26 protein-coding genes and 1 other annotated feature are annotated in these 23,109 nt (G+C 43.6%); of the genes, 13 read left to right on the top strand and 13 right to left on the bottom strand.

Annotated elements, in window-relative coordinates:
• Window positions 1-117 precede the first annotated feature (117 nt).
• The 3 genes from ABH897_RS10355 to ABH897_RS10365 all read left to right on the top strand — a co-directional run bounded on the left by ABH897_RS10355 (window position 118) and on the right by ABH897_RS10365 (window position 2,012).
• Window positions 118-1,491, top strand: a complete 1,374-nt coding sequence (locus ABH897_RS10355) for a helix-turn-helix domain-containing protein (protein ID WP_404520381.1) — start codon at window positions 118-120, stop codon at window positions 1,489-1,491.
• Window positions 1,481-1,609: a hypothetical protein gene (locus ABH897_RS10360; RefSeq protein ID WP_283654874.1), complete on the top strand. Its 129-nt coding sequence runs from the start codon at window positions 1,481-1,483 to the stop codon at window positions 1,607-1,609. Before ABH897_RS10355 ends, ABH897_RS10360 begins: the two co-directional genes overlap by 11 nt.
• A gap of 223 nt (window positions 1,610-1,832) precedes the next feature.
• Complete coding sequence (locus ABH897_RS10365) at window positions 1,833-2,012, top strand: aspartyl-phosphate phosphatase Spo0E family protein (RefSeq protein ID WP_283654875.1); 180 nt, start codon at window positions 1,833-1,835, stop codon at window positions 2,010-2,012.
• Window positions 2,013-2,096: 84 nt separating this feature from the next.
• Here the strand turns inward: ABH897_RS10365 and ABH897_RS10370 are convergent, their stop codons facing one another.
• Window positions 2,097-2,999: a DMT family transporter gene (locus tag ABH897_RS10370; RefSeq protein ID WP_283654876.1), complete on the bottom strand. Its 903-nt coding sequence runs from the start codon at window positions 2,997-2,999 to the stop codon at window positions 2,097-2,099.
• 159 nt (window positions 3,000-3,158) lie between these two features.
• Between ABH897_RS10370 and ABH897_RS10375 the strand changes: the two genes are divergently transcribed.
• Entirely contained in the window at window positions 3,159-4,004 is an 846-nt protein-coding gene (locus ABH897_RS10375) for a TrmB family transcriptional regulator (RefSeq protein WP_283654877.1), read from the top strand.
• 85 nt (window positions 4,005-4,089) lie between these two features.
• On the opposite strand, the gene ABH897_RS10380 is transcribed toward ABH897_RS10375, so the two are convergent.
• Together ABH897_RS10380 and ABH897_RS10385 are read right to left on the bottom strand one after the other, a co-directional pair.
• Window positions 4,090-5,715 (bottom strand): DUF1593 domain-containing protein, encoded by a 1,626-nt coding sequence (locus ABH897_RS10380; RefSeq protein WP_404591849.1) that lies wholly within the window; start codon window positions 5,713-5,715, stop codon window positions 4,090-4,092.
• Window positions 5,716-5,935: 220 nt separating this feature from the next.
• On the bottom strand, window positions 5,936-7,021 hold the full coding sequence (locus tag ABH897_RS10385) for a bifunctional 3-deoxy-7-phosphoheptulonate synthase/chorismate mutase (RefSeq protein ID WP_044648050.1): 1,086 nt from the start codon (window positions 7,019-7,021) through the stop codon (window positions 5,936-5,938).
• A gap of 86 nt (window positions 7,022-7,107) precedes the next feature.
• Window positions 7,108-7,380, bottom strand: a binding site (T-box leader).
• A 161-nt stretch (window positions 7,381-7,541) separates the two neighbouring features.
• Between ABH897_RS10385 and ABH897_RS10390 the strand changes: the two genes are divergently transcribed.
• From ABH897_RS10390 to ABH897_RS10400, 3 genes are read left to right on the top strand one after another with little or no spacing between them, the layout of a single operon-like run.
• Entirely contained in the window at window positions 7,542-8,402 is an 861-nt protein-coding gene (locus tag ABH897_RS10390; protein WP_283654879.1) for a carbon-nitrogen hydrolase family protein, read from the top strand.
• Between the two features lie 16 nt (window positions 8,403-8,418).
• Window positions 8,419-9,090, top strand: a complete 672-nt coding sequence (locus ABH897_RS10395; RefSeq protein ID WP_283654880.1) for a GNAT family N-acetyltransferase — start codon at window positions 8,419-8,421, stop codon at window positions 9,088-9,090.
• 36 nt (window positions 9,091-9,126) lie between these two features.
• The gene (locus ABH897_RS10400) at window positions 9,127-9,798 is read left to right on the top strand and encodes a GNAT family N-acetyltransferase (RefSeq protein WP_404591851.1); all 672 of its coding nucleotides are present in this window, start codon (window positions 9,127-9,129) and stop codon (window positions 9,796-9,798) included.
• 93 nt (window positions 9,799-9,891) lie between these two features.
• On the opposite strand, the gene ABH897_RS10405 is transcribed toward ABH897_RS10400, so the two are convergent.
• Together ABH897_RS10405 and ABH897_RS10410 are read right to left on the bottom strand one after the other, a co-directional pair.
• Window positions 9,892-10,077 carry a hypothetical protein gene (locus ABH897_RS10405; protein WP_044648047.1) on the bottom strand — a complete coding sequence of 62 codons (186 nt, stop codon included), beginning with the start codon at window positions 10,075-10,077 and terminating at the stop codon, window positions 9,892-9,894.
• A gap of 8 nt (window positions 10,078-10,085) precedes the next feature.
• Window positions 10,086-10,328: a hypothetical protein gene (locus tag ABH897_RS10410; protein ID WP_283654881.1), complete on the bottom strand. Its 243-nt coding sequence runs from the start codon at window positions 10,326-10,328 to the stop codon at window positions 10,086-10,088.
• Window positions 10,329-10,679: 351 nt separating this feature from the next.
• On the opposite strand from ABH897_RS10410, the gene ABH897_RS10415 reads away from it, so the two are divergent.
• Window positions 10,680-12,569, top strand: coding sequence for a sensor histidine kinase (locus ABH897_RS10415; protein ID WP_283654882.1), 1,890 nt, complete (start codon window positions 10,680-10,682; stop codon window positions 12,567-12,569).
• A gap of 98 nt (window positions 12,570-12,667) precedes the next feature.
• Here ABH897_RS10415 and ABH897_RS10420 read toward each other — a convergent pair whose 3' ends face one another.
• Both ABH897_RS10420 and ABH897_RS10425 read right to left on the bottom strand, forming a co-directional pair.
• The gene (locus tag ABH897_RS10420) at window positions 12,668-12,904 is read right to left on the bottom strand and encodes an NHLP leader peptide family RiPP precursor (protein WP_014280157.1); all 237 of its coding nucleotides are present in this window, start codon (window positions 12,902-12,904) and stop codon (window positions 12,668-12,670) included.
• Between the two features lie 75 nt (window positions 12,905-12,979).
• Complete coding sequence (locus ABH897_RS10425; protein WP_283654883.1) at window positions 12,980-13,915, bottom strand: hypothetical protein; 936 nt, start codon at window positions 13,913-13,915, stop codon at window positions 12,980-12,982.
• Between the two features lie 190 nt (window positions 13,916-14,105).
• On the opposite strand from ABH897_RS10425, the gene ABH897_RS10430 reads away from it, so the two are divergent.
• The gene (locus ABH897_RS10430; RefSeq protein WP_283657658.1) at window positions 14,106-14,624 is read left to right on the top strand and encodes a hypothetical protein; all 519 of its coding nucleotides are present in this window, start codon (window positions 14,106-14,108) and stop codon (window positions 14,622-14,624) included.
• Between the two features lie 76 nt (window positions 14,625-14,700).
• Here ABH897_RS10430 and ABH897_RS10435 read toward each other — a convergent pair whose 3' ends face one another.
• Entirely contained in the window at window positions 14,701-15,579 is an 879-nt protein-coding gene (locus tag ABH897_RS10435) for a (Fe-S)-binding protein (RefSeq protein ID WP_404520371.1), read from the bottom strand.
• 136 nt (window positions 15,580-15,715) lie between these two features.
• Window positions 15,716-16,171: a MarR family winged helix-turn-helix transcriptional regulator gene (locus ABH897_RS10440; RefSeq protein WP_283654885.1), complete on the bottom strand. Its 456-nt coding sequence runs from the start codon at window positions 16,169-16,171 to the stop codon at window positions 15,716-15,718.
• Window positions 16,172-16,447: 276 nt separating this feature from the next.
• Between ABH897_RS10440 and ABH897_RS10445 the strand changes: the two genes are divergently transcribed.
• Window positions 16,448-17,236, top strand: a complete 789-nt coding sequence (locus ABH897_RS10445; RefSeq protein ID WP_283654886.1) for a hypothetical protein — start codon at window positions 16,448-16,450, stop codon at window positions 17,234-17,236.
• A gap of 39 nt (window positions 17,237-17,275) precedes the next feature.
• On the opposite strand, the gene ABH897_RS10450 is transcribed toward ABH897_RS10445, so the two are convergent.
• The 3 genes from ABH897_RS10450 to ABH897_RS10460 all read right to left on the bottom strand — a co-directional run bounded on the left by ABH897_RS10450 (window position 17,276) and on the right by ABH897_RS10460 (window position 18,833).
• Entirely contained in the window at window positions 17,276-17,752 is a 477-nt protein-coding gene (locus ABH897_RS10450; RefSeq protein ID WP_283654887.1) for a L,D-transpeptidase, read from the bottom strand.
• 226 nt (window positions 17,753-17,978) lie between these two features.
• Window positions 17,979-18,425, bottom strand: coding sequence for an AbrB/MazE/SpoVT family DNA-binding domain-containing protein (locus tag ABH897_RS10455; protein WP_283654888.1), 447 nt, complete (start codon window positions 18,423-18,425; stop codon window positions 17,979-17,981).
• A gap of 66 nt (window positions 18,426-18,491) precedes the next feature.
• The gene (locus tag ABH897_RS10460; RefSeq protein ID WP_404591853.1) at window positions 18,492-18,833 is read right to left on the bottom strand and encodes a peptidase A2; all 342 of its coding nucleotides are present in this window, start codon (window positions 18,831-18,833) and stop codon (window positions 18,492-18,494) included.
• 98 nt (window positions 18,834-18,931) lie between these two features.
• Here ABH897_RS10460 and ABH897_RS10465 point away from each other — a divergent pair, with 98 nt between their 5' ends.
• From ABH897_RS10465 to ABH897_RS10475, 3 genes are all read left to right on the top strand, one after another.
• Entirely contained in the window at window positions 18,932-20,317 is a 1,386-nt protein-coding gene (locus ABH897_RS10465) for a helix-turn-helix domain-containing protein (protein WP_283654889.1), read from the top strand.
• Window positions 20,318-20,552: 235 nt separating this feature from the next.
• Window positions 20,553-20,750 (top strand): aspartyl-phosphate phosphatase Spo0E family protein, encoded by a 198-nt coding sequence (locus tag ABH897_RS10470; protein ID WP_283654890.1) that lies wholly within the window; start codon window positions 20,553-20,555, stop codon window positions 20,748-20,750.
• Window positions 20,751-21,158: 408 nt separating this feature from the next.
• Window positions 21,159-21,665 (top strand): hypothetical protein, encoded by a 507-nt coding sequence (locus ABH897_RS10475; RefSeq protein WP_283654891.1) that lies wholly within the window; start codon window positions 21,159-21,161, stop codon window positions 21,663-21,665.
• Between the two features lie 125 nt (window positions 21,666-21,790).
• Here the strand turns inward: ABH897_RS10475 and ABH897_RS10480 are convergent, their stop codons facing one another.
• Entirely contained in the window at window positions 21,791-23,014 is a 1,224-nt protein-coding gene (locus ABH897_RS10480) for an acyltransferase (RefSeq protein WP_283654892.1), read from the bottom strand.
• Between the last annotated feature and the right edge of the window lie 95 nt (window positions 23,015-23,109).

The raw sequence follows: 23,109 nt of genomic DNA on the forward strand, positions 1-23,109 counted from the left end.
AACATTCCAGAAGATGGTATGATTACTTGCGGAAAACTATATTATTATTTGTTTGTCATAGTTTTCACTTAAATTGTTCGATATCCTAAAAAGTTAACTTTAAAGGGGTGGTTTATTTTGTCCAATACAACCACGATACTCGCAGAGATGATGAAGTACATGAATGAAAATGGTTTGAACATTAGCGATTTAGCCAGAGAATCCAAGATGAATCCCGGCACAGTGAGTAGTATCGTCAATGGAAACCGTAAGTTTTCAGTCTACCAGTTGGATCGAATAACAGAAGTGATGGGACACCCCGTCGGCTATTATTACGAACGGTATATTGACGAATATTTGGCCGATTCCAACCCGAACTGGCGTAGAATGAGTCCTTTTTTGTATAATTGCGCAAAATTGAACAAGCTGGACTGTATTCAGCAAGTTGTGGATATGTTATTGGATAAGTTGGGATATTCCGATCCCTTATTTGAACTTGCCGAGGAGTTTTTCGAGGAAGGCATGAATGAAGCAGCAGCAATACTTTATGAGAATGTGGCCCTAACTGAGAAAAAGCAGTATTCTGAACGTTTGGCTATTTGTCAGTACCGTTTATTCGTAACGAGGCAAGGGGATGACTCAGAGAAAAATTATGAGGCTGCTGTCCAGTTTGAGACTTACGTTGATCGTCTTGATGAAATTGACCAGCTGGATGCATTAAGAGATTTAGTGAATACATATCGCTCATTGCGTAAGTGGGACAAAGTAAACAAATTCGCTAAAATTTTGGGGAATTTAGCTGAAATCCAATATAAGCTGGATCGTAAGCAACAAAATGCACAGAAAGAAAATACAAAAAAGCCGTTTTACCCTCTATTTGTATACTGGGGAGTTTCATATTTACTTCGTGCAGAAGTTTGTGACGCAAGGAAAGACTATGAGCAGGCACTCCTACATATTAACACTTACGCTGATGTAAGTTGGGTAAAGGAAACGGATGAAACGACCCTGAAGTGGAAGAATCGGTTTAAGGAGTGGTCGGAGGTCAATACGTATGTAAACAGGCTTATGTCAGGCGATGTAAGCGTACTCTCTGATTATGTAGCTTATTTTTCTACAAAGGAAGACGAAGTTCTCCCCGCATTAGATAACATCATTGAGGCGGCTAATCGTTATAATATGAACGTAGATGATCTGCTCAAGCGATTTGAAGTGCAGATTCTATCTCTTCTGGAGCAACAAAATGGGGTAGGCGTGTACAATCAACAATTCATTTCAGAACGCTTTACTCATTTTGCATTTGAATTGTCCATCTACTATTTGCGTAAAGGTATGTTTTTGAATGGTTTTACATTTTTGTTAAGCTGTTTGGAAAAATCTACTGTGATTAATAATAAAGCATATATAATCAAATGTATGAGACTGTTTGAGTCTTTTAGAGAAAAAGCATCCTCTGAGGTAAAGGCAGTTTATCGTAATTTGATTAACGAGGTGGACGAAGATGAAGAATAAAATGGTTTTAACCTTATTGGTGACTAGCTTTGCGTTATTGATGGTAGTAATTATTCCTTACCCATATCAAGAGAAAGGATATACTTTCGAACCCACAGGACATCATGGTGGTTTCTGATCATTCTTGATATTAAAATATGCTCTAAGCCTAATCCAATTCATAATAGAGCATATTTAATCCAGAAATTTTTTGACCCTTATAGTAATTAGCTTTAGCCTTGTAGACCCGCTTTCGTAGCAGGTCTTTTTTGTTGGATTATAGATAATTATCCCAAACCTTTACTTTTAGTAAACTTATTCATAACCCTCTAAACTAAGGATACAACAAGGAGGGTTATATCATGGTAAGGGACGACATTTTGCGTCAACGGTTGGAGAAAGCTCGACAAAAGCTTTATGCTTTGCAAGCAAAACATGGTTTCAGTCACGCCAGCGTGCTCAGACAATCTATGATTCTGGACAAGCTCATTAATCAATATAACCGCCTTTTTTATGTAAAAGAAAAAAAGCCGACTGCATAAATGCAACCGACTGGGCGAGAAACTTTTGGTGAGGTCACTCGCCCCTTTATTGTAGCACATGATACATAATAATACTTCTCCGTTCTATTTGCTGCTTGGTTGATGTGCACTGAGTAGGACACCTAGGATAACGACCAAACCGCCAATAATTTGTCCCCACGAAATGGTTTCCTGCAACAATAGAACCGAAAATAATACCCCGAATATCGGTACCAAATTCATTAAAGAAACGGAACTGCTCGGTGACAGCTTGATTAATCCGTAATTGTAAAGCAAAAATGCGATAACGGAACAGAATACGCCCAGATATACTAACAACATAAACGATCCCGTTGTCGGAGCTTGCCAGCTATCTTTTTCAATGAGTGCCAGAGGTATAAAGAAGATACTGCCTGCTACGGTTTGATAAAAAGATAAAGTCACGGGCGGGTATTTGTCCACAACCTTGCGCGTCATGAAAGTATAAAATGCCCACGCAAAACCAGTTCCAATCAATATTAAATTTCCGATCAGTTCATTCTTTCCATTCGAGCTTCCGCCTACCGAGGTTAAAAAATATACCCCAATCATAGCGAGTGCAATGCCGATGATTTTATATTTGGACAGTTTCACTTTATATATCATGAGTTCAAGCAACGATGTGATCGCGGGATAGGAGGCGACAATCAATGCTGCATTGGAAGCTGTAGTCAGGCTTACTCCTATATTCTCCATCGAAAAATAAATAGTGATTCCCAAAACACCGCTAAATGCAATAATAGCTAAGTCCTTTGGCTTAATTTTGACAAATTCCTTTCTTATAAGCAAAACAATCCCCAACACAACAGAGGCTATCATAAATCTGGATAATCCCAACGTAAGAGGGGGGAACGTGATGTATGCTGCTTTTGTGGCGATAAACGATGTGCTCCAAATCAGCAGGGCCAAAATCGTAGCACTATAATAGATACGGTTGCTGTTGCTGTTGATAGCTATGACTTTGTTCAAGTGAAATCCTCCCTGACATGATCTCATATCAAATGAAATATTAGTAGTTACTTGAGTAGCTACTTTAGTAACTACTCATAAAAAGATAGTGCGTATATCAGTTTTTGTCAAGGGGAAGTGATATAGTAAGGTTGAACATGAATTTGAGGAGAATGCGTCATGAAACCAAATGTGTTAGAAATTCTGCGGGATTTGAATTTTACGGAATATGAAGCTAAAGCTTATGTAACCTTGTTGGAAAGCTCTCCACTTTCGGGATACGCCGTGTCATTGAATTCCGGAGTGCCAAGATCCAAAATTTATGAGGTATTATCAGGGATGGTTAACCGTGGGGACATTATGGTCAGTCAGGATAATACACCGCTATATGTGCCACTCCCGCCCCATGAATTGATTGCCCAGAGAAAACGCAAAGCAGAGCAGATTTTTAATGTAGCGCAAGAGACATTGGAGCAGTATACAGCATCGTCCCAAAACAGAGAGAATATTTGGAATATATCGGGTTATGAAGCCATTATAAGTCGCATAAGTGAAGGAATTAAGGGAGCCAAGCACCGTATCTTGATGGAAATTTGGCAAGAGGATGCCGAGGTGTTCAGAGCTGCTTTAGAGCAAGTTTCGCGGGAAGGAGTTGAGATTTTCATTGTAGCGTACGGAGATCTTAACTTTGAATTCGCCACCATTTACCACCATGATATGAGTGAAGAGATTACGTCCGAAATTGGTGGGCGGTGGATTGTACTCAGCGTAGATGACCGGGAGGTTGTGGCCGGTATACTTTCACTCGGGGATGATAGCCGTGCTGCATGGACGATGCATCCGGGGCTTGTGATGCCGATTACGGAAGTGATTATTCATGATGTTTATATTATGGAAATCATGTATGAGTTTCGTGAAGAGTTGGAAGCCAAATTCGGCCCTAATCTTATCCATCTTCGCAATAAATTCGCGATGGGTCCGAATGGCAAAGGATATTATGTCCCTTTACCTGAAAAGAAGGCTTAGACGAGTATGCGCTGGTCCAAAATGCATAAATAAAGGCCCATGGAGTGTTAATTCCATGAGCCTTTTTCATTGGACGTTCCGTCCGTTATTTTACAGTTACAATCACACGTTGGTAATGTTTTAGCTGATGCTTTCCATTGTCTTGTACTTCTGCGATAATATGAATCGTATTTCCAGACTTGGCATCTGCGGGAACTGTAAAGCTTACCGTATTTGTATCGTTGCCTTGCAGGTCAATCGTATTTAATTTCTCGCCCTTGGCGACTTCTCTATGAAGTCCAAGCTGCATGTTACCCAGCAATTCAGGCTTCACTTCCGCGGGTTTTACTTTAGAATCTTCATACGTATCGGCTTCAAAATATCTCCACCATTTATAGGTTAATTGATCGCCGTCCGGGTCTGATCCTTCTGCATGCAGTGTTATTTTCTCTCCGGGACTAGCTGCTACATCTACTCCTTCTTTAATGCTTAAAGTTGGATTATGATTGGCATCTTTATAGTCGGATGCAATCGCCCAATCTGCACGAGCTGCAAAGTCATTTTGAATATCATCAAACCATCTCATCAGAGAATATTCCGCTTCAAATTTTTTCGTATACACATCATAGTCTAACACAGTATTTCTAAATAATTTATCGTTAACCACACCGAAACGACCTCCCCAGCCACCATAGGTTGGGTTTTCCATACTCCGCAGACCGTTATCAATCAGATAGAAGAATGATGGAGAGTCTCCTTCAGAGATAAAATCATATTTATCATATTGTGGATTTTTCTTTAAATAAGTGTCACTGCCTCTTTGTTCTTCAGCCAATTCACCTGGAATCATTTTTCCATCACCCATCAAAGCGTACATATCGAGCAATTTGCCGTGACCATTTTGGATATTCTTGAAGTTCCAATCCCCGTGTAACTTGCTGTTGACTTCTTCTGTGTGCATTTTCCAAGCGTATGCAAAATGCCAGAAGTTAGATTGATCATTGATAATTCTGATGTCCGGCCAATTTTTTGCGATGTACTTATTGTAGCTGTCATCCTGATCCAAAATGATATAAAGAACGAGCTTATCGCTCACCTTTTTTTGGATGTCAGCCCATTGAGCTGTATTTTTATATTCGTCCTCAATGGATTTTAAAGCTCTGGCTGTAGTATTTGTGCCACCCCAGGTTTGTACATATAAATCTCTTTTGTCATCATCCAGGAAGAGATTTTTAAGGAAATTAGATCCTTCTGTTTCTTTGTCCATCTCACCTTTGTATGAAATATTGCCTATCTTGGTAACGCTTTTAATATATTCAGGCTTTGGATATCCTTCGGCTTGTTTAGTTAGATTAGGGTAAATTTCTCCATAAGCATCGATCATATCTGTTACCCATTGAGTTCCAGTCCATCTGAATGGCTTTATGCCTGTTTTTTCATCACCTGCATAATGGTACACGGAACTGGTCAGTACGATACCGGACAAGTCCATTTCATTAGAATAGAGGAGGAAGCGAATAACCGAATTCATATCATCGACTTCTCCATCGGTCGTAATAACGGTTCTAGCCTTCGTCGCTTTAGCTTCTACTTTATTGTCCACTTGTTCTTTTGCTGGAGTAGCTTTTTCATCCTTTGCAACAGCAGGAGCTTTTCCGCCGCTGCAACCACTGATAATCAAAATACATATCATACCTAATAGAAAAACGTTTAACCATTTTCTTTCTCTCATTTTCTTTTCCCCTTCCTGAACGTACACATGGTGTTTTTTTAGGATTAAGACTGTATATACATTGATGGTTTTATATCTAGTTTTAGGTATAAAAAAAACCTAAATACATTATGCGTCAAAAAGAAATTGAGCATACATGTATCTAGGTTTTGCCTGCATAATCAGTCACAATCCTGATTTGATATTACATCATAATCCGAGAAAATGAAAGCGATTTATTTTATTTCACTTTGAACAAACCCGATTCTTTTACTTCGGACAGGAAGTTGTGGAATTCAGGAATATTCAGCTGTTGCTGGGCATCAGACAAAGCGACTGCCGGGTTCGGATGGACTTCCACCATGATACCGTCAGCTCCAGCAGCAAGTGCGGCCTTGGCACAAGGAGCGAGGATGTCCTTACGTCCTGTGGAGTGGGTCACGTCGACCAGAACAGGCAGATGGCTTTCCTTTTTCAAAATCGGCACGGCGGAAATGTCCAGCGTGTTGCGAGTCCATTTCTCATACGTACGAATACCGCGTTCAATCAGCATGACTTGCGTATTGCCACGGGAAACGATGTATTCCGCTGCGTGAAGGAATTCTTCCATTGTAGCAGCAAGTCCGCGTTTGAGCAGGATCGGAGTTCTTGTTTCGCCGGCAGCTTTGAGCAGCTCGAAGTTATGCATGTTACGCGCACCAATTTGAATGATGTCGATGTATTGGATCGCTTCCTCCAAATGTCTTGGGTCGACGATTTCACTGATTGTAGCCAGTCCCAGCTCATCGCCTACGCGTTTGAGAATTTGCAGACCCTCGATGCCCAGTCCCTGGAAATCATACGGAGACGTACGCGGCTTGAACGCGCCACCACGAAGAATCGGAACGCCTGCCTCTTTCAGAGCTTCACCGACTTCACGAGTTTGCTGGTAGCTTTCCACCGAGCAGGGACCTGCAACCATAACGGAGGCTTTGCCACCAACGAGCGTGTCCTTAACCTTGATGACTGTGCTATCCGGCTGATTTTTGCGGCTGACGATCAGATGCTTTTTGTGTTCTTCTTTTTGATAGTTCAGGGAAGCCTTGAAAATATTTTTGAACAACTGGCGGATCGTAGCGTCGTCGAACGGTCCGCGGTTAGCCGCGATCAGTTTGTCCAGCATTTGTTGCTCGCGCACCGGATCAAAGTCAGGCACCCCTTGAGCTTCTTTTAATTTACCAAGTTGTCCGGCCAGTTCAGCACGCTGCGACAGCAGCTCCAGCAATTGCAGGTTGGTAGCATCGAGCTGTTCCCGCAGCAGCTCCAAAGAATTTTCATTTGTCGACATACATAACATCCTTTCACGAATAAAAATTGTTTTTTCTGTCAATCCATAGATCTTTTTTCAGAAAATAACACAAAAAGGCCCTCGCCGCAAGGGACGAATGCCGTGGTACCACCCTAATTACAGAAGTATACATACAAGTCGTCAACGTCATTCCAGCCGACAGTAGCTACTTCTGAGCTTGATGCCCGTAACGGGGGCTTCCGGAAACCTCTAGTGCAGATAAGAAATGAATCCTTATGCTGGTTCAAGGCTCGACTCGGGAGTGAATTTCAACGCGGGATTTCGGTACGCTCTCAGCAATTCGTACCTTTCTGTGGAAATCCGGGTAGACGTTTACTTGTCTCCGTCCATGTCTTTGTTCATGTGATTCAAAAGAGTTGACCTTATTTTAAACAAAGTAGGTGCAGAAGGCAAGACCTGTTTGTCAGGTTCGGTTCTCGCCCGGTTTTGAATCGGTTATAATGTGAACAGCAACGGGAATCCCTTGCCATCTAAAAGACGTTATGTACAAGGAGGAATTATGAGCAAAATCAGAGTATCGGCGGTTCAATACCATCTGCATACGATTGATTCGTTTGAGGAATTTGCCCTTCAATCGGAGCATTATATCAAAACAGCCGAGGAATTTGGTGCGGAATTTGTTCTGTTTCCCGAGTTTTTTACGACCCAGCTCATGTCGATTGGTGACAGTCAAGGCAAGGCCCTGACCATTAACGACCTGCCGGATTTTACAGATCGCTATCTTGAATTATTCACTTCATTCGCCCGCCGGACCGGGATGCATATCATCGGCGGTACCCATGTGGTGCAACGAAACGAACGTTTATATAATACGGCGCACTTGTTTTACCCGGACGGACGCGTAGTCACACAGGACAAAATTCACATCACACCGACTGAGGTGCATGAATGGAATATGGCTCCCGGTGAGGGACTCAATGTGTTTGAGACGTCCAAGGGGAAAATAGCGATGCTGACCTGCTATGATATTGAATTTCCCGAAATCGTACGCATGGCGAAGGCGAAGGGAGCAGATATCATTTTCTGTCCATCCTGTACGGATGATCGCCACGGCTTTTACCGGGTACGGTATACAAGCCACGCCCGAGCGGTTGAAAATCAGGTGTATGTGGTTTTGACAGGCACGGTAGGCGCTTTGCCTACGGTTGATTTTATGCGGGCCAACTATGGACAGGCGGCAGTCATTACACCGAATGATATTCCATTTCCGCCACGCGGCATTATGGTGGAAGGTGAACTAAACAACGATATGATCGTCACCGCCGATCTGGATTTGCAGCTATTGTATGATGTACGCGAGCGCGGCTCAGTGACCACATGGCGTGACCGCCGTACGGATTTGTACACAGACTGGAGCTAACGAAAGGAAGGTCGTCATGTATCGCAAAGAATGGTTTGTCTTTGACGGAGATCGCCCGCTGCGGGCGGTCATCCGTAATTATTCCATAGCCGATTATGAGGGGCTGCTGCGTATTCAGCAGGAGAGCTTTCCGCCGCCCTATCCGCAGGAGCTATTGTGGAGCCGGGAGCAGATTGCCAGTCAGGTTGAGCATTTTGCAGACGGAGCGCTGTGCGTGGAAATTGAGGGGGAACTGGCGGGTTCGGTGACCAGCCTGCTGATGCATTATGATCCCGAGCATCCCCAGCATACATGGGAGGAAGTCGCGGACGACGGTTATATTCGTACCCATCGTGAGGACGGTAACGCGCTGTATGTGATCGACTTGGCCGTTCGTCCCGCTTATCGTAGACTGGGGCTGGGCAAGTGGTTGATTTTCTCCTTATATCATCTTGTCATTGAACGTGGAGTGGATCGTTTGCTGGGTGCGGGACGTATGCCCGGTTATCAGCATCATGCCGACCAGTTAAGCGCAGAAGCGTATGTAGATGCAGTAGTATCCGGCGAGCTCAAGGACCCGGTGTTAACGTTCCTGCTTCGTTGCGGGCGGGTGCCTGTTGGTATCATGCCTGATTATCTGGATGATGAACAATCGCGTAATTATGCGGCCTTGATGGAATGGCGAAATCCGTTTCATACCGATTACTGAATCACTACATCACTAAATTAAAAGGAGTATGCCCATATGGAATATCATCGCATTACCCATATAGAAGATCCGCTATTTTCGAGCATGCATCAGTTAATGCAGGAGGTATTCCCACCGGAGGAAGTGCTGGAGTATAGTCTGTGGAAAGAACCGTTGGAAGACCCGGGCATCCGTGTCTTTGTCGCCGTACAGGACCAAAAGGTGGTCGGTGCAACCGAATATCGCTACTACGAGGATTTTAATGTAGCCATGACGGACTTTACGATCATTGGACAGCCGGGACTCGGTATTGGTCGTTTCCTTTGGAAGCGTCGTCAGGCTGATTTGCATTCGCTTGCTCAGGCCAGCGGACAGCGGTTGCAGGGGATGTTTGCGGAAATTTATGATCCTTATCGTGGCAATGATCATACCTTTGGCGGCGTCAAGCCGATGGACCCGTATGTACGGCGTGAGGTACTGTCTCATCTGGGCTACAAACGACTGGATCTGGACTATGTACATCCATCCTGGAATAACGATGGTGTCGCTGTAGAAGGGCTGAATTTGGGTTTTATGCCCGAGGATAACAGCGCAAACGAGGTGAGCGCAGCGTTAGTGGCCGCCTTTCTGCGCCGCTACTACACGGTGTTGCCGAACAAGCCTGCGGCATGGAATGAAATGGTCGAGGGATTGGAAGCCCAATCAACGATCGCGCTGCTGCCTTTGTAAAAATACGTATAGAAAAAGGGTGCCCCAAGCCAGCCATTCATCATCTGTGTGGCTTGCGGAGACACCCTTTTTACTTCCATATGTGTTCCCTGATCATGCCTGGTCGTTGGGCACGGGCTTTGCCGATGCGACACCTCGCGGAATGTCTTCGACAAGATATTGCTCGGTATCATCTGTATTGGACTTGTCCGCAGATCTGCGGTCGTCCTCTTCCACAGGATTCAAGGCTTTGTAGCGTTTATATGCCATATCCGCCTGAGACATGGGATCTTTATACATAACGGACCTCAACTCCTTTCGTCATTTTCATTCCCATCGGCACCATTCAGTAAATCCGTACCATGTAGAAATTCCGCTGGTGCGGAAGGGTCAATAGGGCTGTCCGGGGATAAATCATCGGCATCAGGAACGTTTTCCAGTGGAGTATCCGGTCCTTCGGTCAGGTTTTCCCAATTCGTTTCTGCATTTTGCAGGGAAGGCTCAAAATCGTTGTCATGAAGCTCATCATTTATATGATCCCGGTTTGCCATCGTACTCCAGCTCCTTTGTTAGTTTATTGCTTATTCCGACCTTACCCAAACGGCAGAACGATTAAACCTTGGGTTAGTGTGTCTGTACGAGGTTAAAATCATGCGAAATCGGGATGTTGCCATTCCCAATGAACGTTTTTTTCGGTAACTGCTGTGATATGATAAAGAGGACAGGAAATCATCATCAATCAATATGAAGATTTGACAAAAAATGATTAAAAAGAACATGATACCCTTCTTATGAAGAAGGTATGAACATCATCGTATAGAATAATATTATTCCAGACGTTGAAAAATGATAAAACGTATACAATTTTGTAAATCCTACTATGTAACTTTGAGGTGCTTAACATGAGGCTTGTGCCCAAAGCTGTCGCCGCCCTGCTGGCGGTCATTGTAATACTGTTGTCGATAGGCCTACCCGCCTATGCGGCCAAAACGACCCCTGAAATGGAATACCGGATATCCTCCTGGGATATGAGATGGGGAGTGGAAGGGGAGGATGGATCACTTGATGAGGTGCGGGACCCAAGCAAAGTTTGGATGCATATTAATGATGATTCAGAGTTGTTCAAGCAGCCCGCGAATACCGGCTCTGCCTGGATTCGTCTTCAGCTTCCAACGCTGAATGATGAAACGCCAGCGGTGCTTTTTGAAAATATTTATGGCAGACATATTACGCTGTATAAGGACGGCATCAATTTTTATGAGTCCTATCGCGGATACAACTATGAAAATAATCGTATTCTGATCCCGCTTAAACCGGAAGACAGCGGTAAAACATTATACATATGGACGGAAAGCAGCAAGAACAGACTGGGCATTATCGGAAATGTGATGACTGGTGATTATCGTGATTTGCTGGGAACCTTGGTCAGAATGGATGTTCTGGATATCGTACTGGGCAGTACCTTTATATTTATAGCTCTGGTGTTGCTGATCTGCTCATTTTTTCTGTTCCGTCCAAGCATAGCAATGTGGCTGTCCTTAAGCGCAATCGTGCTGTCTATTGGTCTGATGATCGTGACGTATTCACCCTTCCTGTATACGTTCTATCGTAGCTACGGCAAGCTCTATTTACAGCTTTTTGATGTAGGGTTGTTTATTCTGCTCCCCTCATTAGCTTACTTTTTTGAACAAAATATCAACTCGATCATACTAATCCGCAAGTTTCGAAAATTACTAACCGCCTACTCCTTGTTCTGCTTTACAATGATGATTGTGAATTTAGGGGTACAGGAGCGGTTAAACGATATATATTATTTTTTCAGTGTAATCATCCTGTGTGTTTTACTCGTGGCATTACTTGTGTTGCTGGTATTTGCTTCGGTTCGCATGGCGCTTAAGGGAGACCACGAAGCGATCATTTTATCGATAGGATTTGCTTTTTTCGCAGTCATTTCCATCGGTGAGCTGACCTGGTTCTTTATTAGGGACGGACACTACAATATGTTTCTGTGGAAATGGGGCGTGTTCGGTTTTGTGCTGGCGCTGATTGCGATTTTGGGCAGAAGGCTGGCAGAAAAGCATAAGCAGGTGGTTCGATATTCCAGAGAGCTAGAGATGTTCAATAATGAGCTTCAGCGTTCGGAGAAAATGGAGATTATTAGCGATCTGGCTGCATCTGTAGCTCATGAGGTACGTAATCCGCTTCAGGTTACCCGTGGATTTCTCCAGTTGATGAGCAAGCAGGAGGATGGAAAAAACAAAGACTATCTGCATATCGCGCTGGAAGAGCTGGATCGTGCTTCCGGGATTATCACCGATTTTCTGACATTTGCCAAGCCTGAATTTGAGCAGACCAAAACGTTGTCCATCCTGGATGAATTTAAGCATATTGAAGGAATCATCAGTCCGATGGCTAATTTGCAAGGCGGCAAAATTTCTTTGGATATTCCCCAGGAAATCAAAGTGCGTGGGAATTCCTCCAAGTTCAAGCAGGCGTTCATCAATATTATTAAAAACAGCATTGAAGCGTTGCGAGATCAGGGTCATATTCATATATGGGCTTATGTGGAGAACGGGGAAGCTGTTATTCATATTCGGGATAATGGAGAAGGAATGGACGCGCAGACCTTATCCAGACTGGGTGAGCCTTACTTTTCCAATAAGACCAAAGGCACAGGTTTGGGCATGATGGTGACCTTTCGGATTATTGAAACGATGAACGGCAAAATATCTTTTACAAGTGCAAAAGGAGTGGGAACAGAAGCGACCATCCGCTTCCCCGTAGCCGGATAATATCCGGCTTTTTGTGCTAGGGAAAACGGAAGGAAGCTTGCTGAACCCACCCGCATGGTGTTTAAGGATTATAAAACCAGTAAGCTACAAAAACAAATTTACCACATGGAGCGTGGTTTTTGAGATGAAGCGAGCACACCTGAAGGGTCTGGAGGGATGACCAGATAAAATTGATCTGGTGTTTCCTCTAGTGTTTTGATTTGGATATGATCGGGGATAACGACTCCTAACACATCACGGATTGCAGACTTGGGATCTGTCATCAGTTTTTCTCTAAAACTGGCATCCTCCCACGCTTTTTGAATGACTTGTGTTTGAAGAACTTCAGTAGCCATCAAAAATCACCCTCTCATTCAATTGGTTATATTTACCTAGTGAGTATACCACGAAAGTCTCGTAAAAATCTAGCATTATTTCATATTTTTGGAGAGCCAAAAATCCAGTCCGCCTCTTCGCAAATGTGAACGTCCGGTTTCAATTTCTGCCGCCTCTTCACCCAGTTCTTCTGCGATCGAACGTGTGAACATACGCAGTCCAGGGATGTCAGGCTCCAGATTTTCCAACTGCTGGACCGCTTGATCAGCAATGCTCACGTAACTGGCAAGCGCCCCGCGTACATAAATCGCCTCCCGAATTTGCTCTGGTCCCAGTCCTTCGCGATAAGCTGTCTTCTGCTCGGCGCTGATGTGGGACAATAGGCAGTTGTAGCTATTTTCCTCCAAGTCCTCCGACCAGTCGGCCCAGTCATCCGACATTTGAAGTACAACCAGCGCTGTATCTGTCATGTCTGTAATGGCCTGGATCAGATCGGCCCGCCCAGAGAGCAGCAAAGCACCCGTGCCAGCCATTTTTAACGGACTGGCTTTCAGCGCCACCTGATGTCGTTCCCCCTGAAAAAAGTCCTTTGTTCCCTCAGATGTCACACTAACCGCCCATTCACCGATATACGTTCGGGCATACGTCCAAAAAGGAGAGGACGCCGGAAAAAGGTCCCGGTATAGGTCCAAACATTCGGTATAGAACAATTGGCTTAAAGCGAGTTGCATTTTGCGGTTGTCTGCTGCTGTATCCATCACATCGTCCTGAATCAAATAATGAGCCATGACGAACACGTTGCCGAGTGACAGCTTACGACAAATTTCGGGAGCCAGCCCGGTGAGTTCCTGCAGCCAGAACGGAAGCAAATAGCATATGTAGTTTCGCGTGCTGTCTTCCCTTAACGGATTAAAACGGGCCAGATAGTCCAAGCCCTGACTCTGAAATGGAGCAGGAAACGCGGCTGTCCGTTCTTCCGCTTGACGGAAAACAATTTCCAATTCATCTTTGTATGCAAAATACCACTCCATCGCTATCACCTGCATCTCTTATAGATAATTTTATAGCGATATCTAGTTGTTACCCGCCATTATAAAACAGATTGCAATTTTCAACATTTTGTTATTTTTACATTAAGGATTTTACGAAAATCTGTAGAGTGAATAAAAAAAGCAGAAAGAGAAAATATAGTATGAAAAGGACGAAAGAAGGGTCTGCATCATGAAAAATCAATGGAAATTGACCGCTGCTATTCTATATGGAGGGGTGATGATGTATGGGACTGCGGGGGCTGCCGGAGCTTCCGGTACCGAACCGGGCAACCCATTGCAAGCTCCTGCTCCCAACGCATCAACGCAAGGGGAAGCTCATCAGTGGAAGGTTGCACCACAGGATCATCACGGGCAAGGACATGTTCATAGACATGGACACGGACATGGTAAAGGGCCAGGCGGCTGGAATTACCATTTGAACGAGAAGATCGCCAAGCTTCTGGGTATCACTCCTGCCCGGTTAGAGAATGAGCTGGGACAAGGCAAATCGTTGGTCGATATCGCCAAAAGTAAAGGTATCAAAGAGGAACAGCTCATTGATAAGCTGAAAAATGAAATGACCGTGGATCTGAAACGGCTCGTGAACCGTAAAGGCCCGATTACATTCGACCGTAAGTCCGGGACTCCACATGAAGCCCAATTGAAGCAAGAGCCAGGGACCCCCTCAACCTCGGTTAATGAAAACTAAGTTAAAAAGTTAAAACTAGCATGATCCTTTTGTACTAAAAAAACCTTGAGAATGGCGGTTCTCAAGGTTTTCATATTCACCGGGCGGTCCGCATCGGATTCCTGCTCTCACAGGGCACCTTGGTCTGGCACAGTCCGCAGCCGGAACCCGCTTTGGCCTCGCCGCCGTTGAGCACCGCAAAGTCCCGCGATGCCTGACCGTACACAAATTCCATGCAGGCAATTTTGTCATGTCCGCCGTCCTTGCTGATGGCCTGCACAGGGCAGCGGGTTATGCACACACCGCAGATGCCCTTGCTGCACAGCAGGCAGTTTCCGGTATGGCCTGTTGCTGAAGATGTTCTGGCATCAGGCGACACTTTGAGATTGGTCACCACGGACAGCAGGCGGATGGCAATTCCTTTTTCGGTGATGAAGCCGTCATTGATACTGAAGGTGCCAAGACCCGCAGCATATGCAATGTGGCGCTCCGACCAGTTGGAGACCGGCCCCCCTGCGGCGCCATGGATGCTGTACCAATCCGCATCCAGCGGCGCAACCGCACGGTAACCAAGGCCTGTTAAATATCCCGTCAAATGCCGCCTTGCAGACTGTACAAAATATTCATCGCCGAAGGTTCGCAGCAGCGCCCATTCCCTGGAGGCTCTATCTTTTTGGGCACGATTAGCCTTGCGGATCGTCTCGCTGATCGGCAGCACAACGCTGATAACGGTGCCTCCATCAAAACTCCCCATTCCAAAGGAACGTTCAAATGCTTCCTGCGGCGTGGCGTGGTCGGGTCCCACCACTCTTTTGTACTCCTCAAACAAAGGATCATTGGCCTCGGCAAATTGAATAATCGGCTCCTCGTAATAAGGACTCTGCAGTTCTTCACAAACATTGCCTTTGTCTTCGCTCACATAGGTCTTCATCTCGGCTGCGATGATTTCTCTCATATCCGGTACGGATTCAACCATCCTATCCACATCCCTCTCCGTGGTTATTGTTCACAGCAAAGCATTCTTTCCTTAATACCGCGATAAACATTTCAATCTTTTTCGTGTATATACACGAATTGATCATCACCCCATGCCCATGTAAGAAGGTGACTAATCACAAACCCAAATCTTCAATTTTGGATAAGAGTGCGGTCAGTATCTGCAGCTCCCCGTTTCCCAATGACTCCTGCAAAAAACGCTGCGCCTCCTCCCAAAGCTCTGCTGCGTCGTTGTATGTCGTTCTTCCACTCTCCGTCAGAGTAAGGCAGCGGTTGCGACTGCCCTCAGCAGATGTATCCTCCACATATCCGCTATGCTCCAGCGCCTTCAAATTGCGCACAATCGTGGTTCGGTCGAGCCGCATCTCCAGCGCCAATTCACTTACACTTGCCGGTCCCAGCACAGTTAAGTGCTTGAGCAGTGAGAATTGGCTAATATTGAGTCCGCTTGGGGCCAGATACCGATCATACAGTCCCGTAACAGCCATTGAGGAACGGCGCAGATTGATGCAGGTACAGACTGAGGCTGATCGCTCCAGCGAAGATTGCTTGTTTTTCCTTGTCGTTGCCATAGGTTCTCCATTCTTTGCGCTGTTTCGTGTATCTACACTATTTCAAAAATAACAGGTTTTGTCAGAGAAATTTGTCACAGCAGTCGGCTCTGTCGGTCTTTCTGGTAGGACGCTTCTTTATGCTCATCTAAAATTTATCTGTAAAATTCTTGAGAAAAGCAACAAAATTTCGATTTGATCGTCTATGTATATAGATATCATTTTAGGAAAGGCTTGGAACAAAATTGTGGTACTAAATATCTGTAGGTCAATACATTTTATAAAGGAGCTATTCAAATGAAGAATTTAAGAGCAAAATATGCTACTGCTTTCCTGTCGAGTATAGTGCTTGTGGGCAGCTTGAGTGGCCTTTCTATGGCTAATGCAGGAACCCAAAATCCATCAGTATATCAGTCGATAACAAAATTTAAAAAGAGCGAGAGCCAAGGCCAAGCGATTTGGAAAGAAAAGAATATTACGGTAACGGCGAAAAAAACGGAGCTGAAAAATGTACCAGGCTCTGAAAAAAGCGTTATTACATCAATAACGATCCAAAAAGGAGAAAAGAACTACACAATTAAAACAGATGGTTTTGATGATAAGCTGCGTGATATATCGAGTATTTCAGTATCACCTTCAAATGATTGGCTCGCTATACAAACACGACGTAGCGCAGGGGAGACGGTGCTGCTTATGGATATGAAAAATGGAAAGCATCAAATATTAAATGACCAGTTAAGCGCTGCTGGCAAGAAAAATATTGAAACAATAAATTCCTATAATTGGTCACCAAAAGCAGACCAACTTGCTTTCTCATACGGAGATCCTGCCAAAAGCTCCATAGCTATTTATGATTCCCAAAAAGGTGCGTTTACTTTTTTACCTAGAGAAACAGATTACATTAGTACAAGTTTGATTTTATGGAATAAAAATGGGAATCAATTCAACTATATAAGTGAATATCCATCGGATCAAAAAAGACTGTATACGTACTCTATGATCACTAAAAAAGTGAAGACTGTTAAAAAATTAAGTGAAAAAGAATTTCAACAATGGTTAAAGCTTGATAAATACGAAGCAAATTGACGAGCAAGAAGGGCGGGAGTTGCTCCCGCCCTGGTTTTTTTAAACCTCGGAAATTGTAATTTTTCCTGAACTTCCGTTTGCCTCCAAGATTTGAATCAGTGCTTGCTGATCACTATTCGAGAGTCGGATACAGCCATAGGTTGGGCGTAATGGATACCAAGTAGCGGAAGAGCTTGGAGCAGGATCTCCACCATGGACCATAATTTCATCTCGACCGTTCTGTGCAGCAATTAGGAAATTCCCGCTTACTGCTTCATTTAGCCATACACGTTTGTAGGGGCCGTAAGAATACTCCGAAGAACCCTTAGCATAAACTTTACATTTAGCTACACCAGTAGGGATATCTGCATTTTTACGTTTCCAGTTGGTATGGTCGCCACCGTTCGCTTCATCATTTGACCCGCGCCCCAAAGCTTCGACAGGGCCAAATACCAGTTTACCGTTGTCGTTGTATACTTTCAGAATACCTTTGTAATCCCGATTAGCCGGAAAATTAGCAAGAATGTGAAAACCCATTGTTAGACGCCTCCAATTGTTTTATTGAGAGTGAATTTGATGGAGTCGCAAACACCAGAACGGCTCCACATTCTTTTTTGGTGTTTGTATCAATTTCGCTCTTCACTTAGATAGGCAATTTGGAGTCGATAAATACAACGAGTCATTAGTATTTTTTCAAGTTTTCTAAAAAATTACTCGCACGGTTCATATCATCCTTAAAAATGTGGATAATGGTGAGCGATGCCTATAACAGCTTTTTAAGCTGGGAAATACGACCTTGTGACACGCCAAGCCATTTAGCATAGTCGCCTTGCTTGGCTGTAGGATGCTCACTCATGAGTCTTCTTAGTTGTTCAGCCAGTTTTTTTGAAGACGACCGATTTGCTCTTTTTTCTTTGTACGGTTTCTTAACAGCAGGAGCAGGAATTTGACTCACACCTATGTTTCCTTTCAGGTCGAGTATGCATTTTTTACATAAAAATGAATCCCTGAAATAGGTTAAAGACTCAACCGAATTGCACAAGTTGCAGGCGACTCCAATATACTTCCGCATACTCAAAAATCCTGTTTCAACATCTACATAAAATTCTAAAGGATCGCCAACATCAATACCCATAGAGGTTCGCATTTCCTTAGGAACAACAATCCGGCCTAACGTATCCAAGGAACGTGTCATACCTGTATTCTTCAAGTGATCTTCTCCTTTTATTTTCTTAACCGTCACCTGCCTGATCAAGCATTTTTGGTATGAGCTGACTTACACGGGCTTTGGATGACTCTTGAGCATATATCTACAGCTTGTACATATAAGAGAACTCTTAAAGTAACTTAATCCCTCGGTAGATTGACAAAACTTACAAGACTGACCAATGTATTTTTTTAGGGATAGGATACCTTTTTCTTCATCTGTGAAAAATTCTATAGCATCATTTGCACAAATATCACAGGTTATGAGTATTTCTTTGGGAATTACGAGTCTACCAAAAGTTTCTAAATTCCTTGTCATTTTTACGCCCATCAACCAATACTCTCCTATTAAAAAGATAAAAAGCAATAAAATAAAAGCATTTATTGTTGTTCCAGAAGATGGTATTATCATGAATAGAAAAAATATTAACTATACTATAAGTTTTCCAATCCATTTTTTTGTTGAAATTTGTACTAATTTAAAGTTCACGCTGAAAGGGTGGTTTATCCATGGAAATCACACCTACGATACAGGCAGAAATTCAAACCTATCTAAAACGAAAAGGCTTAACCATGACCGAATTTGGTCGCATTATTGATTTGAATGTAGGTACAGTTAGTGGCATTGTGACGGGCAATCGTTCTATTTCTGTTCACCAATTGGATTGCATTACTGCGGGAATGAATTTACCCCTGGATTATTTTTACGAACGTTACATTGAAGAGTGCATTGAAGAATCTCCACTAAACTGGAAAAAAATCAGCCCATTCCTATACCGATGCATTGAGCTAGGGCGACTGGACTGCTTGCAGCGAGTTGTAATTCTGTTGTTGGATAACCTTACTTATCCGCCGTCGCTCTTTGAAGTTGCAGAAAATGTGTATAAAGACGGCTACAATGAAGCAGCAGCATACCTGTACAAGAAGGTGGCTGAAAGTGAGAAGCACCAGCATTCAGAGCGATTGGCGATCTGCCAGTATCGCCTGTTCCAAATCAACATCGGACATGATCGGGCTGTCAATCTTCAAGCTGCCACCGAATTTGCCCCTTTTGTTGATCGCTTGGACGAGATAGAGCAATTAGATGCTTTAAAAGATTTAGCAAACGTGTACAGATCATTAAGTTTGTGGGACAAGGTTTATGAATTTTCATCTCAAATGGGTCAATTAGGACAGCTCCAATATAATTTGGTTCACAACTCCAAGCGAAAAGAGACAGAGCCACGAAAAAAGCTAAGTAGGCCGCTGTTTGTATACATAACTTACGCCGAACTTCTGTGTGCTAGTGCTTGCGATGCAAAAGGAGATCATGAACAGGCATTAAAACACATTCGTCGTTATACCGATCTAAGTTGGGTGAAGGAGAAGGACCCTGATGCGCTTTATTGGAAGCAGCAATATCAGCAATGGGCGAAAATTAATACTTACGTAAACAGACTTATGTCTGGAGATGTTAGTGTCCTGTCGGATTACGTGGAGTACATAGCTGGTGAAAAAGAGATTCTTGCCGAGCTACTAAACGTCATTGAAGTAGCCAACCGATACAATGTGGATGTGGACCATATTCTACAGCGTTTTGAGTCCCAAATTGCAGCTTATCAGGAACCGTCATCTTCTGACATGTATACACAACAAGTTTTACCGGAAGAATACGTACGGTTTTGGTACAAGATGGCTAAGTACAGTCTAAATAAAGGTAGATATCCATATGGTTTCAAATGTCTGCTAAATGCATGGGAAAAGGCTGAATTCATTAATAAAGGACTACTTTCGCATAATTGTGCAATGTTATTTGAACGATTCAAAGCGTATGCCGTTTCTGAAACCCGAGATCAGTTGCAAAGTCTATGGGAAAAAATTGATCAAAAAGATGGTTTTCTTCTTGACGGTAACTAGCTTATTGCGGGTATTCGCAGTACCAGTGCAAGCTGGGAATCCAAGTTATGGTATAATCCAAACTAATGGACACGTTAGTGGATCTTGATCCAAGGAATCATCTTCATATTCATTACAATGGACCAGCTTATTGCTGGTCTTTTTTTGGATTATTTTGTAATTTCTTGGCTCAAAAAAGGACATGAAGTATTTGTTCATTACCTCCTAAAATGAGATTCACTAGGAGGTATGCAGGATGAACAGGGATGAAACGTTAACGTTAATTCAGCAGATGGAATACGCCAGACAACACTTGCATGAGCTTTACGAAGAGTATGGCTTCGGACACGCTTGTGTACTTGAGCAGTCTATGCTTTTGGATGAACTGATTAATCAGTACAACCGTATGTTTCACCAGAAATCTGCCTCACTATGTTTAGAGCCAAATCATTGACAAGACGATGCTATATTCAGTCCATCCCCCCATTCTTTTTATTGAAAACTGTGACTTCTCCCTCATAACGTTTATCATTATTCTATATAATGACTTATTTTAAAATAAAATACATGTTCATGGAATAATATGTTAATAAGTTAGGGAGATGCATACTTTGCATTCGCAATAGTAGCCAGGCTGACATATAAAATGTAGAAAGTATAGCTGCTAAATGATATTGCTGTACTTTTGGAAATTCTTTATTAGTCATATAGCAAAATTGGAACTTATACATACTGGGGTTGATTAATAAAGACCATTCCTGTCTTGGAAAGAGGTGGTCATTTATTATTCATTCCATTCAATTAGAGTGAGTTAAGATCAGTTTAGGTACAACAAAATTTCATGAGAGAGAAGGCTATGAATATGAAAAGTATTAAAAAAGCTTCATTATTATCTGTTTTGTCTTTAGCCGTTGCCATTCCATTAACTGCTTCTGCTGCAGCTACGACCGATCTTGCACCAGCTACAACAGACTCAGTACAAGTGACTCAGTCTGCAAATGAATCGACAGATGTGAATACGCCAAAAACGGGAGATCATGTTATTACTCCTCAGGAAACTAAATCGGTGGTCAATAGAACTCTTCGTAATACAGAGCTTACAGAGGATTTTGAAATTCCCTCAAGATATGGATATGTTAAAGTATGGATACGTAATGACGGCGACCAACCAATTAAGTTTTCCGTAAATCAAGGTTCACCATCAGGTACGCAGAAGCTTTCTGGAACTGTAAAACCTGGCCAGATTTATAGTGAAGTTAGCTCGAATGCTTGGTCTACCGGTAAGTTTTATGTGAGCCTTACCTCAGGTAATGCTTACATGTCTGGTGAACTCGCAGTTCGTATAGGTACTTCACGGGGAGAATTGTAATTATCTCATAGTTGTTTTGAAGATGGATCAGGTCGGCCAATGTGCCGGCCTTTTTCATTAGAACAGGACATTCCCGAAATGAATCGGGAGTGTCCTTTTTTAGTGATATAGCCTCTCTTTTTCTATTAGCCAAGCTCCTGCGTGCTTTTGGAAGCGCGTTTGGAGGAAAGCGGCTGAAACCGAAACGGCCAGGTCAAGCGCTGTTTGCCTTTGGAGCCGACAATCCAGTTGCCTCCCGGCAGATGGGCAAACAGCCAGCTGATGCCGAGAGACACGCTTGCCACGACGACAAACGTAAGCAGTGTCGCCGTAAAATGATGATCGCCCAGTGAAAGCGGGCGGGTGAAGTAGGATATGAAGGCCAGTACGAGCGCATGGGCCAGATATCCCCCGAAGGAATAACGTCCGATCCAGTTCAGCATGCGGCGGAACGGCTCGGAGCGCTGGTCTTTTTGCAAATGGAGCAGCAGTCCATATAACAAAAGCAACTGTGAGACAATCAGCACAAAGGTACTTGGCTTGAGATAGGTGGAAATGTTCAGATTAATCGTATTGCCCGACTGGATCAGCATCGTGTGACCCATGAGCATGAACAGACCAATAAAGACAAATACATTCCACGGCAACGTCTGTTTGGCCAGCCCCCGCCAGGTGTCCGTCATATAAGCGCACACTGCGCCCAGCATAAAATAGAAAAAGTACATAATAAAGTTATAGGTGCGATAATCTAACAAGTCCTGCCAAAAGGACGGCAAACGGGTGCTCCATGCAGACATGTCATAGTAGGACCATTGCAAGAGCAGAGCATAGGCCGCCGCTGCTGTCAGCATTACAATCAGAACGAGCTGTTTGCGTTTTTTGGTGCTGTAGCGACGGAGGAACGCTTGTACATGCCCGGCTGCTTTTGCAAATAAGGGAAACAAAATATAAAACTGAAAAATCATCACCACAAACCATAGATGATATCCGCTGACAGGTATAATCATTTCCTCGAACATGCCCTTGTAAAAATAAATATTTCCCCACTGCGCCGTCGACCAGTTCTGGTTACATACCCAATACACAACCGTCCAGCAGAGAAAAGGAAGATAAATATCCCGAAACCGCCTGCCAATGTAACGGGGATAGCCAATCGGTTTGTTACCATTATAAAAAAGCAGCGCCGCAGACAGGAAAACGAACGTCGGTGTGCCAAAGCGTGTCAAATGGTACAGCATTGCGAGCATAACGGAATCCGGCTGCTGGATATCGCTGCGGTAAATATATTCACCAATGCAATGCTGAAGCACGACAGCGAGGTAGGCAAGACCCCGCAGTTCTGTCCACTCCGCGATACGCGGCTTGCTCATCCCTATCACTCCTTTTCCAAAAGAAATCGTATACCTTCTCCATAACACAATTTAGGTATTGTAACGCAGGAACATTAGTGCAGGATTAACGCTAC

Source organism: Paenibacillus sp. RC73, assembly GCF_044908085.1.
Lineage (GTDB): Bacteria > Bacillota > Bacilli > Paenibacillales > Paenibacillaceae > Paenibacillus > Paenibacillus terrae_A.